Source organism: Pseudoxanthomonas sp. LjRoot127, assembly GCF_964253495.1.
In the GTDB taxonomy this organism is placed as follows: Bacteria; Pseudomonadota; Gammaproteobacteria; order Xanthomonadales; family Xanthomonadaceae; genus Pseudoxanthomonas_A.
In genome coordinates, this window is record NZ_CAXUQR020000001.1 from 2,530,060 (window position 1) to 2,544,506 (window position 14,447).

The following is a 14,447-nucleotide window of genomic DNA, read 5'->3' on the forward strand; positions in this document are numbered from 1 at the left end:
CCACCCTGAGGCTGGCCGCGATGAGTATCGAACGTTCCTCGCCCGATGTATTCCGTCGGCGGCTGCTCGGTGCGCTCGGCGCGGCGGGCATGGCCGGCGTCCTGCCCCGCGTGAGCGCGACGGCCAGGCGTCCGCTGGGCGTCGCCTTGGTCGGTCTCGGCTATTACAGCCGAGACCTGCTGGCTCCTGCGCTGAAGATGACAAGGCATTGCCGGCTGGCCGGCATCGTGACCGGCACGCCGGACAAGGCGGCGGAATGGCAGCGCCGACATGGCATTCCCGACCGCAACGTCTACGACTACGGTGGTTTCGACCGCATCGCCGACAACCCCGACATCGACGTGGTCTATGTCGTGTTGCCCAACCACCTGCACAAGCCGTTCACCCTGCGGGCCGCGGCGGCCGGCAAGCATGTCTGGTGCGAGAAGCCGATGGCGATGGATGCCGCGGAGGCGCGCGCGATGATCGAGGCGTGCCGGCACCAGCGGGTGCAACTGGCGATCGGTTACCGCATGCAACACGAGCCCAATACGCAGGCCGTCATGGCCTTGGCGCACTCGCGACCCTTCGGCCGCCTGCAGCGCATCCGCGCAGAGGCCGGATTCCGCGGATTCGACGACGCCGGCGGCGATCCGTGGCGGCTGGATCCGGCGCGGGGCGGCGGCGCCATGTACGACATGGGCGTGTACGCGCTCAACGCCGCGCGCTACACCACCGGCGCCGAGCCGGTCGCGGTCACCGCCACGGCGTCGGTGCAGCGCCCGGAGATCTTCCGCGGCGTCGACGAGACGATGCAGTTCCGGCTGGAGTTTCCCGACGGCATCGTGGCCGATGGCGAGACCAGCTTTGGCCGCAATCTCAATCTGTTGCGCGCCGAGTGCGCGAACGGGTGGTACGAACTGTCGCCGTTCCAGGCTTACGAAGGCGTGCGCGGCGAGGCCAGCGACGGCCGCCGTTTCGATGTCGCGGTCGGTGCCACGCCTGCGCAGCAGGCGAGGCAGATGGATGCCGATGCGCTGGCGATCCTGGAGCGGCGTGCGCCGCGGGTTCCTGGCGAGGAGGGCTGGCGCGACATGCAGGTACTCGATGCGATCTTCGCGTCCGCGCGCGCGGGTGGGAAACGCGTGGAGATCGCCGCGGGTTGAGTGCGATCAACCCGGAATGAACGGGAAGACGATCTTCAGCAGTCCTTTCAGGCCGCCTTCGGCGGTGCTGGCCACGGCCTTGGCGCCCAGGCTGTTGAGCGCGTTGCGCGCATCCTGCCAGCGCAGCTTGGTGACGTCCTTCTTCAGCAGGTCCGCGACCTCTTCCGAGGTGGGTGTGAGCGCCCTCAAGGCCTCGGTGACCGCGGCCGGATCGGGCTGCAGGTAACCCCAGCGCTCGGCGATGGCAAGCAGCGTATCGAAGCGCACGGCCACGACCTCCCGATTGCGCTCGTAGACCGGCAATGCGCCGACGTCGAGGATGGCCTGTTCGAACTGCTGGTGGTCGTCCGGGTGTTCGACGCGGATGGCGAGGAAGCCGTCCTTGCGGCTGCGCTCGCTGACATGCTTGGCGCCCGACTTCAGGTTCGTTTCGGTCAACGCGCTGGCGACGATGCGCTGCAGCGCGGCGTCGCGTTCTTCCGGCACCAAGGCGCGCCAGCGGGCGTACCCATCGCGGCGCAGCGCCTTGATCTTGGCCGGCGTGACCCGCAGCTTGCCGGCGACGGTGAAATTGGATTCGTCCCGGCCGATGGCGCCGTCGCGCTCCAGCAACACGAAGATCAACAACTCCAGGTCGCGCTTGGTCAGCGACTGGAAGCCCTGCAGCAGGGTCAGGCGCAGGAACTCGGTGCCGAAACCGGCAGGGTCCTTGAGTTCGATGGGCAGCATGGTCGGTCTCCGTGTCAGGAAGGCATCTTGCCACGCGGGCATGTCACTGCCTGAGACCGCGGCGGCACCCGGTCACAGCCCGGTTTCGCGACCGGGAAACTCGGCGCGGAAGGCTTCGATCGCGCCGCGATCCTGCAGGGTGACGTAGACAGTGCGACCGTCCGGACCGCCGAAGGCCACGTTGGTCGGCTTCCGTCCTTTCAACGTCACCTCGCGCACTCGCCTGCCATCGGGCGACACCACCGCGACCACGCCGGCGCCGTAGCGTGCGATGTACAGGTTGCCGCGCACGTCGGTCCGCATGCCGTCCAGGCCGTGGTCGGAGAATGCGATCAGCAGGCGCTTGCCGGACATCGCGCCGCTGCCGTCCAGGTCATAGGCCCATACGCGGCGCTGCACGCTCTCGTTGACGTACAGCACATCGCCCTTCGGCCCGACTTCCACGCCATTGGTGGTGCCCATGCCGGTTTCCAGCAGCGTCGCCTCGCCATGGGGCAGGATGCGCCACAACTGGCCGGTAGCGCCGCGCCAGTCAGGATCGCTGGCGTAGAACATGCCGTTGGGCGCGAACGCGATGTCGTTGGGCTGGTGTGCGCCCGGCAGCGTCGCGAACACGCCGATCGATCGGTCGCGCGGATCGATGCGCAGGATCCGGTGGCCGGTGTAGTCGGCGACGTACATGAAGCCGTCGGCATCGAAGCGGATGCCGTTGCCGGTGCTGCCCTCGGGAAGCGTCATGAACAGGTCTGCGCGGCCTTTGCCATGGCCGTCGAAGGTCACCCGGCCGATCGTGCCGTCGCGGCCATAGCTCACGGCATACAGCGCGCCATCGGGGCCGAACGCTGGCCCTTCGATCCCCGCGCTGAAGACACCGTCGCCGATGACATCGCGCGCGACGTACAGCGTTTCGTTGGCGGCGCTGCGGGCTCCCTGCACGTGCGCGCAGCCGGCGAGCGAGGCGACGAGCCCCAGGGCAATGATGCGGGTCGAGGCAGGTGACGTCATCCGTTTCCCTTGGTGGCGCGCAGCGCGTCTGCAGGTGTCAGCCGGGCGTGGCGAAGACGGTGATCTCTTCGCGGTCGTGGTAGAGCTGGCGCGCGCGCACCTCGAGCGGACGCCCGGCCTGGTCCGCGAACAGGTCCAGGCACAGTCGGGTCTCGTCCCAGCGCTTCTTCATCGGCAGCTTGAGGTTGAATACCGCATGCCGGCACCAGCCTTCACGGAACCACTGCGCCATGCGCTCGGCCACGCGGCGCGGCTGCTCGACCATGTCGCAGACCATCCAGTCCAGCGGCTGGGCGGGTTTCCAGTGGAAGCCGTCGGCACGCAGGTGCTCGACCAGTCCGGTGGCCAGCACGTGATCGCGCAGCGGACCGTTGTCGACGCTGGTCACGCGCAGGTGGTGACGGGTCAGCACCCACGTCCAGCCGCCGGGTGCGGCCCCCAGGTCGGCCGCGGTCATGCCCGGTTGCAGCAATGCATCGCGCTGTCGCTCGTCGAGCAGCGACAGGAAGGCTTCCTCCAGCTTCAGCGCCGAGCGCGAGGGCGCATCGGGCAGCAACTTCAGGCGCGGGATGCCGAGCGGCCACGGCGCGCTGTCGCGTGCGTCGGCAACGCACAGGAACAGATGGTCGCCCTGCACGAATACCACGTGCAGGCGCGGCAGGCGGGCGTCGTCCTTTTCGCTGAGGAATCCGGCCTTGCGCAACGCCGGGCGCAGCGCATTGCCGAAACTGCGCGCCAACCCCGCCAGCGGCTTGGCGCTGTCGGAATCCGGATGCTCGACCCACAGGTCGCCAAATCGTCCGCTGCCGGCCAGCGCGGCAAGCAGGGGCGTGATGCGGTCTTTCGGATCGATGCCGCGCAGTTCGGCGAGCAGACGCAGCTTCTGCCGGGCGAAGATCAGGTCGCGCCAGGGCAGCGCACGGTCCAGCGCCTGCGCCTGTTCGCAGACGTATACCACATGGCCGTCGTTGCGCTGCGCGCGCGCATACCCGGCGAACCCGGCCAGCGCGGCGCGCTCGGTCAGTTCGGCAGCGAGTTCGGGTTCGAATCCCTGGCGGCAAAAGGCCAGCAGGCCGGTCGTCGATGACATGGCGCGGTCGCGTGAAGCGGAGGGTGGCGGCTCCTGCCGCAGGCACAGGGTACAGGAGAAGCGCCGGTCGATGGCTTCTCCTGCCGCGCCAGGTCAGTACGTGTCGCCGCCCTGTTCGCCGTAACGCTTCAGCACGGCACGCGCGTCGTCCCGGCGCAGGTCGCGGACCACCTCGATGCCGCGCTTGTTGAGCTCGCCGATCCAGTCCGCCGGCAGCGGGCCTTCGTCGAACTCGGTCAGTTCCATCACGTCCTCGGCGCGCGCGCCGATCAGCAGGCGGTCGATGCCCGCCCATACCGTGGCGCCATAGCACTGGCAGCAGGGTTGCGACGACGTCGCCAGCACCACCGGCGCGACAAGGTCGTTGAGGCGCGGCGTCTGCAGGCGTTGCTGCGCCAGCATGTAGGCCATGTTCTCTGCGTGCGCCAGCGAGCAGGTATGCGGCATCACGCGGTTCACGCCCAGGGAGATGACGCGATGGTCGGGGCCGAACACCACGGCGCCGAACGGGCCGCCAGTGCTGGCGTCCACGTTGCGGCGCGACAGGTCGATGGCCAGCGCGACCTTCTCTTCGTCGCTCGCGAACGTCGCGGCGGGATCGACCAGGTCGTGGGTCCAGGCGGGCAGGGTCAGGTGGATCTGTTGGTAGAGCATTACGGGGTCGGCAATTTCGAGGAGGATGAGTCGGATTCGCAGCGGCCGCTCACGCACTGGCACGCGGTCACGTCGGCGAAGCCGCAGACGCTCATGCGGCCGCTCGCAGCGCATTGGGCCTGGACGCCCTGCGGGTCGGTGGGGCTGTCCTTGTTGACGCAGGCCGGCATGGCGCCGCAGCAGTTGCCCACGTTCTTGACCGCACAGTCGGCGCTGGTCCGGCAGGCGTAGTCCACGGTGATGGCGCCCGCTTCGCGCGGTGGCAGGTTGCCACCGGTCGGCTTGGGCGCCGGCGCCGATGCGGGGGGCGGATCGGTCGCCACGCCATCGGAGGACGCCGGCGCCGCACAGCCTGACAGCGCGAACAGGAACAGGCACGACAGCATGGCAGGCAACAGGCGCAGCGCGATGCGGGACATGGCGGACTCCTTCCTCGGTGGTGGTGCGCGCCAGCCTGCCTTTCGCCGCCTCAAGACGCGGTGAAAGAGGCCGGCCTCAGGCCTTGGTCGCCCAGGTGTCGCGCAGGGTGACGCTGCGGTTGAACACGGGACGCTCCGGCGTGTGGTCGTAGCGGTCGGCGACGAAGTAGCCGATACGCTCGAACTGGAACGACTGCTCGGGCGCCGCGCTGGCCGCGGCGGGCTCCACGTAGCCGGTCACCGTGCGGCGCGATTCCGGATTCATGTAGTCGCGGTAGGTCTTGCCTTCCGACTCGTCATCCGGATTGGGCACGGTGAACAGCCGATCGTAGAGACGAATGTCGGCGGCGACCGCATGCTTCGCGCTGACCCAGTGGATGGTGCCCTTGATCTTGCGTTCGGCGCCGGCCATGCCCGGGCGGGATTCCGGGTCCAGCCAGCCGCGCAGCTCGACGATGTCGCCGGCGTCGTTCTTGATCACTTCATCGCAGCGCACGATGCCGGCGCCGCGCAGGCGCACTTCGCCGCCCGTGGTCAGGCGCTTGAAGCCCTTCGGCGGCACTTCCTCGAAATCCTCGCGCTCGATCCACAGCTCGCGCGAAAACGGCACGCTGCGCTGGCCGAACGACTCGTCCTTCGGATGGTTGGAGAACGTCAGCGCTTCCTCGTGGCCGTCCGGCAGGTTCGCCAGCACCAGCTTCACCGGATCGATGACCGCCATGCGGCGTGCCGCGGCGGCATCCAGGTCTTCGCGCAACGCGCCCTCGAGGATGGAGATGTCCAGCAGTGAGTTCTGCTTGCTGATGCCCACGCGGTCCACCATCAGGCGCAGTGCCGCCGGCGTGTAGCCGCGTCGACGGATGCCCTGCAGCGTGGGCATGCGCGGGTCGTCCCAGCCGTCGACCAGGTTGTCTTCCACCATCGCGAGCAGCTTGCGCTTGCTCATCACCAGGTAGTTAAAGTTCAGGCGCGAGAACTCGATCTGGCGCGGCTTGCTCGCTTCCTTCGGCAGGCCCTTCGCCAGCAAAGGCACGACCAGGTCCGGCGAGCCGGCCAGGTCCACCTTGTCCACGCACCAGTCGTACAACGGACGGTGGTCTTCGAACTCCAGCGTGCACAGCGAATGAGTGATGCCTTCCACCGCGTCGCTCAGCGAGTGCGCGTAGTCGTACATCGGATAGATCGGCCAGTCGTTGCCGGTGTTCTGGTGTTCGACGTGCTTGATGCGGTACAGCGCCGGGTCGCGCAGGTTGATGTTGCCGCTGCCCATGTCGATCTTCGCGCGCAGCGTGCGTGCGCCGTCTGGGAACTCGCCCGCGCGCATGCGGCGGAACAGGTCCAGGTTCTCTTCGACGCTGCGGTCGCGGTAGGGCGAGTTGCGGCCCGGTTCGGTCAGCGTGCCGCGGTACGCGCGCACTTCGTCCGCGCTCAGGTCGCAGACGAAGGCGTCGCCCTGGCGGATCAGCTTCTCGCCGGCGAGGTACAGCACTTCGAAATAGTCGGAAGCGTGGCGCAGGTCGTGCCACTCGAAGCCCAGCCAGCGCACGTCGTCCTGGATGGCGCGGACGTACTCGGGGTCTTCCTTGGCGGGGTTGGTGTCGTCCAGGCGCAGGTTGCAGACGCCACCGAACTCGCCGGCGATGCCGAAGTCCAGGCAGATCGCCTTGGCGTGGCCGATGTGCAGGTAGCCGTTGGGCTCGGGCGGGAAGCGCGTCTTCACCGAGGCGTGGCGACCGCTGGCCAGGTCCTCGCGCACGATCTGGCGGATGAAGTCCCGCTTTTCCGGGGCGGCATCGTCAGACAGGGGGGCGGAGGGGGCTGCGGTATCGGACATCGGGGCAGGAGGCGTGGAAAAACGCCAGTTTAGCCGGTCTGGCGTCCGGGCTGGTCTATCCTGAACAGCCATCGTGCAACCGGTCCCCGCATGAGCCTCCCGACGCTCGTCATCGGCAACAAGAACTACTCGTCCTGGTCGCTGCGCCCGTGGCTGCTGCTGCGGCACTTCGGCGTGGAAATCGAGGAGATCCGCCTGCCCCTCGACACGCCCGCGTTCGCCGCGGAGGTCGGGCGCCATTCCCCGACCGGCAAAGTGCCCGCGCTGCACGATGGTGGGGTGCACGTCTGGGATTCGCTGGCGATCTGCGAATACGCCAACGAGCGCTGGCTGGACGGCCAGGGCTGGCCGCGCGACCGCGCCGCGCGCGCGGTGGCACGCGCGGCGGCGGCCGAGATGCATTCCGGCTTCACGGCGCTGCGCACGCAGTTGCCGATGAACAGCCGGCGCACGCCGGATGCCTACCGCTGGGACGCCGCGGCCCAGCGCGACATCGACCGCATCCAGGCGCTGTGGCGCGCGCTGCGCGCGGCGCATGGCGGCGGCGGCGACTTCCTGTTCGGCGAGTTCGGCATCGTCGACGCGATGTACGCCCCGGTGGCGGTGCGTTTCGATGGCTATGGCGTGGAGGTGGACGCCACCGCGCGTCGCTACATGCAGGCGTTGTTCGCGCTGCCGGCGATGCAGGCGTGGCGGGCCGCAGCCGCGGTCGAGCCTGAATCGGTGCCGGCCACGGAGGCCTTGCGCAAGCCGTTGCCCGCCTGAGCAGGTGTAGGCTGGCGGCGGAGGACGTATCCATGCGCGTGGTCTACCTGGCCGACAACCTGTTCGATGCCCATCTGGTGAAGCACGCGCTGGAGGAAGCGGAGATCCCGGCGTTCGTGTTCGGCGAGTCCCTGCTGGGCGGCATGGGCGAACTGCCGCTGTTCGGCGTGCTGCGCGTCTGCGTCCCGGACACAGCGTTGCCCGACGCGGAAGGGATCGTGAAGGGCCTGGGACTGGATTCGGGCAGCAATGGCCCCATCTTGGAAGGCGACGAGGAAGGCCTGGGCATCCTGCCGGCCTGATCCGCTTTCTCCCGACACACGAGGTTCGCCATGCTGGGTATCGGAGCCTACAAACAGCGCATGCCGCGCGCAGAAGACATGCTGCCGGGACGCGGCACGCCGCTACCGCTGCACAACATCCACTTCGTCAACGGACATCCGCTGCGCGACGCGTTCGACGGCCTGCAGCAAGTCGAGTTCGGCCTGGGCTGTTTCTGGGGCGCGGAGCGCAAGTTCTGGAACGTGCCCGGCGTGTACAGCACGTCGGTGGGGTACGCCGGCGGCGGTACGCCGAATGCGACCTACGAGGAAGTCTGCTCCGGCCAGACCGGCCACAACGAGGTCGTGCGCGTCGTGTACGACCCCGCGCAGGTCTCGTTCGAGCGCCTGCTGCAGGTGTTCTGGGAGAGCCACGACCCCACCCAGGGCATGCGCCAGGGCAACGACGTCGGCACGCAGTACCGTTCCGGCATCCATTGCCACACGCCGGAGCAGCAGGCGGCCGCCGAAGCGAGCCTGCAGGCCTACCAGCAACAGTTGAAGGCGGCCGGCTACGGCGACATCACGACGGAAGTCGTGTATCCCGCGCCGCCGTTCTACTACGCCGAGGACTACCACCAGCAGTACTTGGCGAAGAACCCGAACGGCTACTGCGGGCTCGGCGGGACCGGCGTCAGTTGCCCGATCGGGCTGGATGCGTGAGGCCCAGGCCGTTGCCCGGCCTTACAGCCGGGTGACGCCGCAGACGTAGACCACTTCGCAGGCGCCGCCGCCGGTATCGGTGCGGCTGGTGGAACTGCGCCAGCGCCAGCCGTCGCGCGCATTGGCTTCCACCAGCCAGCCATCGATCCGCACGCGCTCGCCCTTGCGTACGCCGGCGAGCGCCTGCGCGACGCTGTCGTTGCCGGGGATCATGTGCATGTTGGCGCTGCTGCTGGCGATCTCGTTCGGCGGCAGCGGCGGCTGGTCGCTCCAGCGGTAGCGGTACCAGCGCGAGGACTGGCTGATGTCCAGCGCGTCGATCACCGCATCTTCGGTCATGCGGGCCCAACCCAGCGCGAGGTCGGTCGGCGACAGGTCCGACTCGCGGCCGCTGCCGTAGTCCTCGCGCGACAGCACGCGCGCTTCAACGCTGAAGCCGGCGAGCGGCGTCAGCGTGGCGGCATCCAGCGCGAACGGCGCAAGGCTGTCCGGCACATCCGTCTGCAAGGGCGGCTCGCCCGATGCCACGCGGGGCGGCAACGGGCAGGCCAAGGCGATATCGCCCGGCGCAGCAGGCGCCCGTGGACCTTCCCGCTTCTCCGAGAACCACCACCCCGCCAGGCAGGCCAGGATGGCGATCACCAGGAGGGTGCGCAGATTCACGCGGTCAGTTTCTCGCGGATGGTCGTGCGCAGTGCAGCCAGGTCCTTGGCGAAGGCGTCGATGCCAGTGGCGAGCTTTTCCTTCGCCATCGGATCGGCCTCGATCGCGGCGGCGAAGCTGTCGGCCGTCACCGGCGCCGCAGCGCCCGCCTCGGCGGACGTCGGTGACAGCTTGCGCGGCAGGTCGCCGTGCTCCTGGTCCAGCTTTTCCAGCAGGTCCGGCGAGATGGTCAGGCGGTCGCAACCGGCCAGCGCTTCGATCTGCGCGGTGGAGCGGAACGATGCACCCATCACCACGGTGGGGGAACCACGCCGCTTGAATTCGGCGTAGACGCCGCGCACGAACACCACGCCCGGATCCTCATCGATGTTCGCCGGCGCTTTCCCGTTGGCCACGTACCAGTCGAGGATGCGGCCCACGAACGGCGAGATCAGGAACGCGCCGGCCTCCGCGCAGGCGATCGCCTGGGTGGGGTTGAAGATCAGGGTGAGGTTGCAGTCGATGCCTTCGGCCTGCAGCACGCGTGCGGCTTCCACGCCTTCCCAGGTGGAAGCGACCTTGATCAGGATGCGATCGCGGCCGATGCCCTGGTCGGCGTACATCTGCACGAACTTGCGTGCCTTGGCGATGGTGGCTGCGGTGTCGTAGGCCTGGTCGGCATCGACCTCGGTGGAAACGCGGCCGGGAATCAGGCCGGCGAGCTTCGCGCCGACGCCGACGGTCAGGCGATCGACCACCTCGTCCACCAGCGCTTCGCCGCCACCCTGCGCACGCGCCCAGGCGAGGTGTTCTTCGATCAGCTCGGCGTACACCGGCAGGTCCAGCGCCTTCTTCACCAGCGTGGGATTGGTGGTGCAGTCCACGGGCTTGAGGCGCTTGATGGCGTCGTAATCGCCGGTGTCGGCGACGACGACGGAAAGTTCGCGGAGTTGCTGGAGTTTGCTGGGCGTGGCGGAGTTCATGCGGTGGCTCGGCAGGGGAACAGGACGGGGAGGGCAAGTATGCCTTGTCGTCCAGCGCGAAGGCTTGTGGTGGAAGGCTGAAATTGGCTTTGTTTTGGCATGGTGCGGCTCCTCGCGGAGAGGGTTTCAAGCCCCTCTCCCTGCGGAGAGGGGTTGGGGTGAGGGGCAACGGAGTCCATGTCTTTGTCCTCCATGGTTGCCACCGCATCCGCGATGGCGGTTGCTTCTGACGGCAGTGAGGGAAGGGTCTTCTTCTCGCACGCATGGCGCCGCTCGCCGCGGGGGCGTTCCTTTCTTTGCTCGTGCAAAGAAAGGAACCAAAGAAACATGCCCCAGGCGGCACGCCCTGCGCTTCGCGCAGGGTCCGCGAACAGGCCGGGAATTTCCGTAAGGCACATCCATGTGCCTTACGGAAACGCCGTCATCCATGACGCCGCCCTTCGGGTTTTACCCGGCCCGCTCGCCGTGCCTCATGGGGACCCCGAAAGCACGAGCAAAAGCAAATACGGCGCGCGGATGCTTCTGCTTTGGCCGTTGGCCCCCTGAGGTCCGGCAGTCGCGGTGGGTAAAACCCCGAAGGGGCGCCGCACATGGATGTGCGGCGTTTTCGGCCGGGGCAGGATGCCCCGTCCGAAAATTCCCGCCGGGACTGCGCACCCGCCGCGTGCGGCGGGCGGACCGCCGGGGTGTGCTTTCTTTTGCCTACTTTTCTTTGCACAAGCAAAGAAAAGTAGGGCCTCCGCGGCGAGCGGCGCCGTCTCTACGCACTCTGAAAAAAGCTAAGAGCTGCCTAGTTTCAAACGCCGGTAGAGTTCGTGAGTGAAAAGCCAGTCATTCAAGGTGATGCGAAGCAGCGCCGTGACGACCCACGTCGTATTTCGATCCGAGAAGAGAATCAGCGATGCAGGTCGCCACTCGCTTCCGGCTGGTACTCGATCGCGGTGACCCGCAGGCGCAAGGGCCGGTTGCCGGACGCCTGCCAATCGATCGTCTGCCCCACCGATAGCCCCAGCAGCGCGCTGCCGACGGGGGCGAGAACGGAGACCAGGCCGGTCTCGACGTTCGCTTCGTGGGGATATACCAAGGTCAGGCGATGGTGTTCGCCGGTGAGTTCGTCGTCGCACTCCACGCGCGAGTGCATCGTCACCACGTTGTCCGGCATCCGGTCCGGCGTGCGCACGTCGGCGCGGTTCAGTTCGTCCATCAGCGCGAGCGCTGCCGGGTGCCGGCGCAGCACGGGCGTGTCGAGCAGGGCTTCCAGGCGCGACAGATCGCGGCTGGACACGACGAGCGGGGGAAGCGAGGGCGGCAGGCCGCTGGTGCGGGTGTTGTTCATCGGGGTCCTCTGTGGATTTTGGGGTCGCGCAAAAGGAAACGGGCGACGCGTCGCCGCGCCGCCCATCGGAGTCCTGTTTGCCGCCCTACCGTAGCCCGGAAGGTGGCTTGGTTCAAGCCGCGCGCGCGCGCGGCGTGGGGCGTCCGGCCGGCGGTTGCGCGCCGCCCGTATCGGGCTCGAAGAGGCTGGGAGGCAGTTCGCGGAACACGCGCGCCAGCTGCAGCAGGAAATCGCTCATCGCCGAACTCTTCCGCCACACCATCGCGATCTGCCGGCTCGGGTGCGAATCGCTGAAGCCCAACAGGTGGATGTTCTGCGAGCGCGCCACCGGCGGCTTGACCGCCAAGGTCGGCAGCAGGGTGATGCCGACATCCGCGGCGACCATCTGGCGCAGCGTTTCCAGGCTGGTGGCGCGGAACTCCGATTTTTCGTTGGCGCCGGCGAGGCGGCAGACATCCAGCGCCTGCTCGCGCAGGCAATGTCCGTCTTCCAGCAGCAGCAACTGCTGCTGCGACAGTTCGGCCAGCGTCAGGGATTCGCGCTGCGCCAAGGGATGCGATTCCGGCACCGCCAGCACGAAAGGTTCTTCGAACAGGAATTCGGTATGCAGTTGGTCGTCGGTGATCGGCAGCGCCAGCAGGCCGGCATCCAGCTTGCCTTCGCGCAGGCGCGACAGCAGCACATCGCTTTTTTCTTCGACCAGCAGCAACTCCAGGTGCGGGAAACGCGCGCGCAGCTGCGGCACCACGTGCGGCAGCAGGTAGGGTCCCAGCGTCGGAAACAATCCCAGCCGTACCGTGCCGGCTTCCGGGTCCTGGCTGCGGCGCGCCGCTTCCTTCATCTGCTCGACCTCGGCCACGATGCGGCGTGCGCGGTCGGCGGCATCGCGCCCGGCGGGCGTCAGCATGACCTTGCGCGGCGCGCGTTCGACCAGGGGCACGCCCAGTTCGTCTTCCAGCTTCTTGATCTGGGTCGACAGCGTGGGCTGGCTGACGTAGCACGAGGCGGCGGCGCGGCCGAAATGCTTGTGGTCGGCCAGCGCCACCAGGTACTTCAGGTCGCGGAGATTCATGGAACTCCTCCCTCAGGGAACCGCCGTGCGGCGACGCGGCGCGGACCATGGCACGGCCCGCGCCCGCGCATCATGCCGCGACAGCGTCCGGGGTTGCCACCGGGGCCGACGTGCGGATCAGGTGGTCGAAGGCGCTCAGCGCGGCCTTCGAACCTTCGCCCATGGCGATGACGATCTGCTTGTACGGCACGGTGGTGGCGTCGCCGGCCGCGAACACGCCCGGCACGCTGGTCTGGCCGCGGTCGTCGACGACGATCTCGCCGCGCGGGCTCAGCGCGACCACGCCCTTCAGCCACTCGGTGTTCGGCAGCAGGCCGATCTGCACGAAGATGCCTTCCAGTTCGACGCGGTGCGTATCGCCGCCGGTGCGGTCCTTGTAGACCAGGCCGTTGACCTTGTTGCCGTCGCCCAGTACTTCCGTCGTCTGTGCGCTGGTGACGATGCGCACGTTCGGCAGGCTGCGGAGCTTGCGCTGCAACACATCGTCGGCACGCAGTTGGCTGTCGAACTCGATCAGGGTCACGTGGGCGACGATGCCGGCCAGGTCGATCGCCGCTTCGACGCCGGAGTTGCCGCCGCCGATCACCGCCACGCGCTTGCCCTTGAACAGCGGACCGTCGCAGTGCGGGCAGTAGGCCACGCCCTTGTTGCGGTACTCGTCCTCGCCGGGCACGTTCATCTGCCGCCAGCGGGCACCGGTGGAGAGGATCAAGGTCTTCGACTTCAGCGAGGCGCCGTTGGCGAGCTGTACCTCAATCAGCCCGTCCTGTCCGGCGGGAACGAGCTTCTCCGCGCGCTGCAGGTTCATCACGTCGACCTGGTAGTCCTTGACGTGCTGCTCCAGCGCAGCGGCGAGCTTCGGGCCTTCGGTATACGGCACGGAAATGAAGTTCTCGATCGCCATCGTGTCCAGCACCTGGCCGCCGAAGCGTTCGGCCGCCACGCCGGTGCGGATGCCCTTGCGCGCAGCGTAAATGGCGGCGGCGGCGCCGGCCGGGCCACCGCCGACGACGAGCACGTCGTAGGGCGCCTTGGCCTTGATCTTCTCGGCATCGCGCTTGCCGGCGTTGGTGTCGAGCTTGGCGACGATTTCTTCCACGCCCATGCGGCCGGCGCCGAACACCTCGCCATTGAGGAAGATCGTCGGCACCGACATCACTTCGCGCCGCTCGACTTCCTGCTGGAACAGCGCGCCGTCGATGGCGACGTGCTGGATCTTCGGGTTCAGCACCGCCATCAGGTTCAGCGCCTGCACGACGTCCGGGCAGTTCTGGCATGACAGCGAGAAATAGGTTTCGAAGCGGTATTCGCCATCGAGCGAGCGGATCTGTTCGATCACGTCCTGCGCGAGTTTCGACGGATGGCCGCCGACCTGCAGCAGTGCCAGCACCAGCGAGGTGAACTCGTGGCCCATCGGCAGACCGGCGAAGGTCAGGTGGATGTCATGCCCAGGCGAGGTCAGCGAGAACGACGGCGTGCGTTCGCCACCAAGCTGCTCGGTAACGGTGATCTTGTCGGAGACGTCCTGCAGGTCCTTCAACAACGCCTGCAGCTCGGCGGAGCCGGCGCTGTCGTCAAGCTGCGCGGTGATGTGGATCGGGCGCACGGCCTTTTCCATGTAGGCGGTGAGCTGCGTCTTCAGATTGGCGTCCAGCATGGCGAACGTCTCCGTGGAGGGATTCTGGGAAGAGAACCGGGGGAAGGGGAAGTCAGGCGTTTGCAGGAGCGGCATGCGCCGGAGGGAGGGAGCCGGTCAGGGAGGAGGGAGCCGGCGAGCGGCGCATGCCGCT

15 protein-coding genes are annotated in these 14,447 nt (G+C 67.9%); 4 read left to right on the forward strand and 11 right to left on the reverse strand.

Features of this window, described 5'->3' with window-relative positions; all coding sequences use genetic code 11:
* The first annotated feature begins 20 nt into the window (after positions 1–20).
* Entirely contained in the window at positions 21–1,145 is a 1,125-nt protein-coding gene (locus tag ACSQ19_RS11650) for a Gfo/Idh/MocA family protein (RefSeq protein WP_435997132.1), read from the forward strand.
* A 6-nt stretch (positions 1,146–1,151) separates the two neighbouring features.
* Here ACSQ19_RS11650 and ACSQ19_RS11655 read toward each other — a convergent pair whose 3' ends face one another.
* The 6 genes from ACSQ19_RS11655 to ACSQ19_RS11680 form a co-directional block, all read right to left on the reverse strand.
* Positions 1,152–1,874 carry a hypothetical protein gene (locus ACSQ19_RS11655; protein ID WP_296278207.1) on the reverse strand — a complete coding sequence of 241 codons (723 nt, stop codon included), beginning with the start codon at positions 1,872–1,874 and terminating at the stop codon, positions 1,152–1,154.
* Positions 1,875–1,946: 72 nt separating this feature from the next.
* Complete coding sequence (locus ACSQ19_RS11660) at positions 1,947–2,879, reverse strand: SMP-30/gluconolactonase/LRE family protein (RefSeq protein WP_435997134.1); 933 nt, start codon at positions 2,877–2,879, stop codon at positions 1,947–1,949.
* Between the two features lie 37 nt (positions 2,880–2,916).
* Positions 2,917–3,969, reverse strand: coding sequence for a 23S rRNA (cytidine(2498)-2'-O)-methyltransferase RlmM (rlmM, locus tag ACSQ19_RS11665; protein ID WP_435997136.1), 1,053 nt, complete (start codon positions 3,967–3,969; stop codon positions 2,917–2,919).
* Between the two features lie 93 nt (positions 3,970–4,062).
* Positions 4,063–4,623 carry a nucleoside deaminase gene (locus ACSQ19_RS11670; protein WP_299340902.1) on the reverse strand — a complete coding sequence of 187 codons (561 nt, stop codon included), beginning with the start codon at positions 4,621–4,623 and terminating at the stop codon, positions 4,063–4,065.
* Positions 4,623–5,042 carry a hypothetical protein gene (locus ACSQ19_RS11675; protein ID WP_435997138.1) on the reverse strand — a complete coding sequence of 140 codons (420 nt, stop codon included), beginning with the start codon at positions 5,040–5,042 and terminating at the stop codon, positions 4,623–4,625. The genes ACSQ19_RS11670 and ACSQ19_RS11675 overlap by 1 nt, the downstream gene beginning before the upstream one ends.
* Positions 5,043–5,118: 76 nt before the next feature.
* Positions 5,119–6,876 (reverse strand): glutamine--tRNA ligase/YqeY domain fusion protein, encoded by a 1,758-nt coding sequence (locus ACSQ19_RS11680; RefSeq protein WP_435997140.1) that lies wholly within the window; start codon positions 6,874–6,876, stop codon positions 5,119–5,121.
* Between the two features lie 90 nt (positions 6,877–6,966).
* Here ACSQ19_RS11680 and ACSQ19_RS11685 point away from each other — a divergent pair, with 90 nt between their 5' ends.
* From ACSQ19_RS11685 to msrA, 3 genes are read left to right on the forward strand one after another with little or no spacing between them, the layout of a single operon-like run.
* Complete coding sequence (locus ACSQ19_RS11685; protein WP_435997142.1) at positions 6,967–7,641, forward strand: glutathione S-transferase family protein; 675 nt, start codon at positions 6,967–6,969, stop codon at positions 7,639–7,641.
* Between the two features lie 32 nt (positions 7,642–7,673).
* The gene (locus ACSQ19_RS11690; protein ID WP_435997144.1) at positions 7,674–7,943 is read left to right on the forward strand and encodes a DUF2007 domain-containing protein; all 270 of its coding nucleotides are present in this window, start codon (positions 7,674–7,676) and stop codon (positions 7,941–7,943) included.
* Positions 7,944–7,973: 30 nt separating this feature from the next.
* Positions 7,974–8,624 carry a peptide-methionine (S)-S-oxide reductase MsrA gene (msrA, locus tag ACSQ19_RS11695; protein WP_435997146.1) on the forward strand — a complete coding sequence of 217 codons (651 nt, stop codon included), beginning with the start codon at positions 7,974–7,976 and terminating at the stop codon, positions 8,622–8,624.
* 21 nt (positions 8,625–8,645) lie between these two features.
* On the opposite strand, the gene ACSQ19_RS11700 is transcribed toward msrA, so the two are convergent.
* From ACSQ19_RS11700 to ahpF, 5 genes are all read right to left on the reverse strand, one after another.
* Complete coding sequence (locus tag ACSQ19_RS11700; RefSeq protein ID WP_435997148.1) at positions 8,646–9,287, reverse strand: hypothetical protein; 642 nt, start codon at positions 9,285–9,287, stop codon at positions 8,646–8,648.
* On the reverse strand, positions 9,284–10,249 hold the full coding sequence (locus tag ACSQ19_RS11705) for a transaldolase (RefSeq protein ID WP_435997150.1): 966 nt from the start codon (positions 10,247–10,249) through the stop codon (positions 9,284–9,286). Before ACSQ19_RS11705 ends, ACSQ19_RS11700 begins: the two co-directional genes overlap by 4 nt.
* 895 nt (positions 10,250–11,144) lie before the next feature.
* Positions 11,145–11,585 (reverse strand): nucleoside diphosphate kinase regulator, encoded by a 441-nt coding sequence (gene rnk, locus ACSQ19_RS11710; protein WP_296278218.1) that lies wholly within the window; start codon positions 11,583–11,585, stop codon positions 11,145–11,147.
* Positions 11,586–11,697: 112 nt separating this feature from the next.
* Positions 11,698–12,657 carry a DNA-binding transcriptional regulator OxyR gene (gene oxyR, locus ACSQ19_RS11715; RefSeq protein ID WP_299340923.1) on the reverse strand — a complete coding sequence of 320 codons (960 nt, stop codon included), beginning with the start codon at positions 12,655–12,657 and terminating at the stop codon, positions 11,698–11,700.
* Positions 12,658–12,727: 70 nt separating this feature from the next.
* Entirely contained in the window at positions 12,728–14,314 is a 1,587-nt protein-coding gene (gene ahpF, locus ACSQ19_RS11720; protein ID WP_435997152.1) for an alkyl hydroperoxide reductase subunit F, read from the reverse strand.
* Positions 14,315–14,447 lie beyond the last annotated feature (133 nt).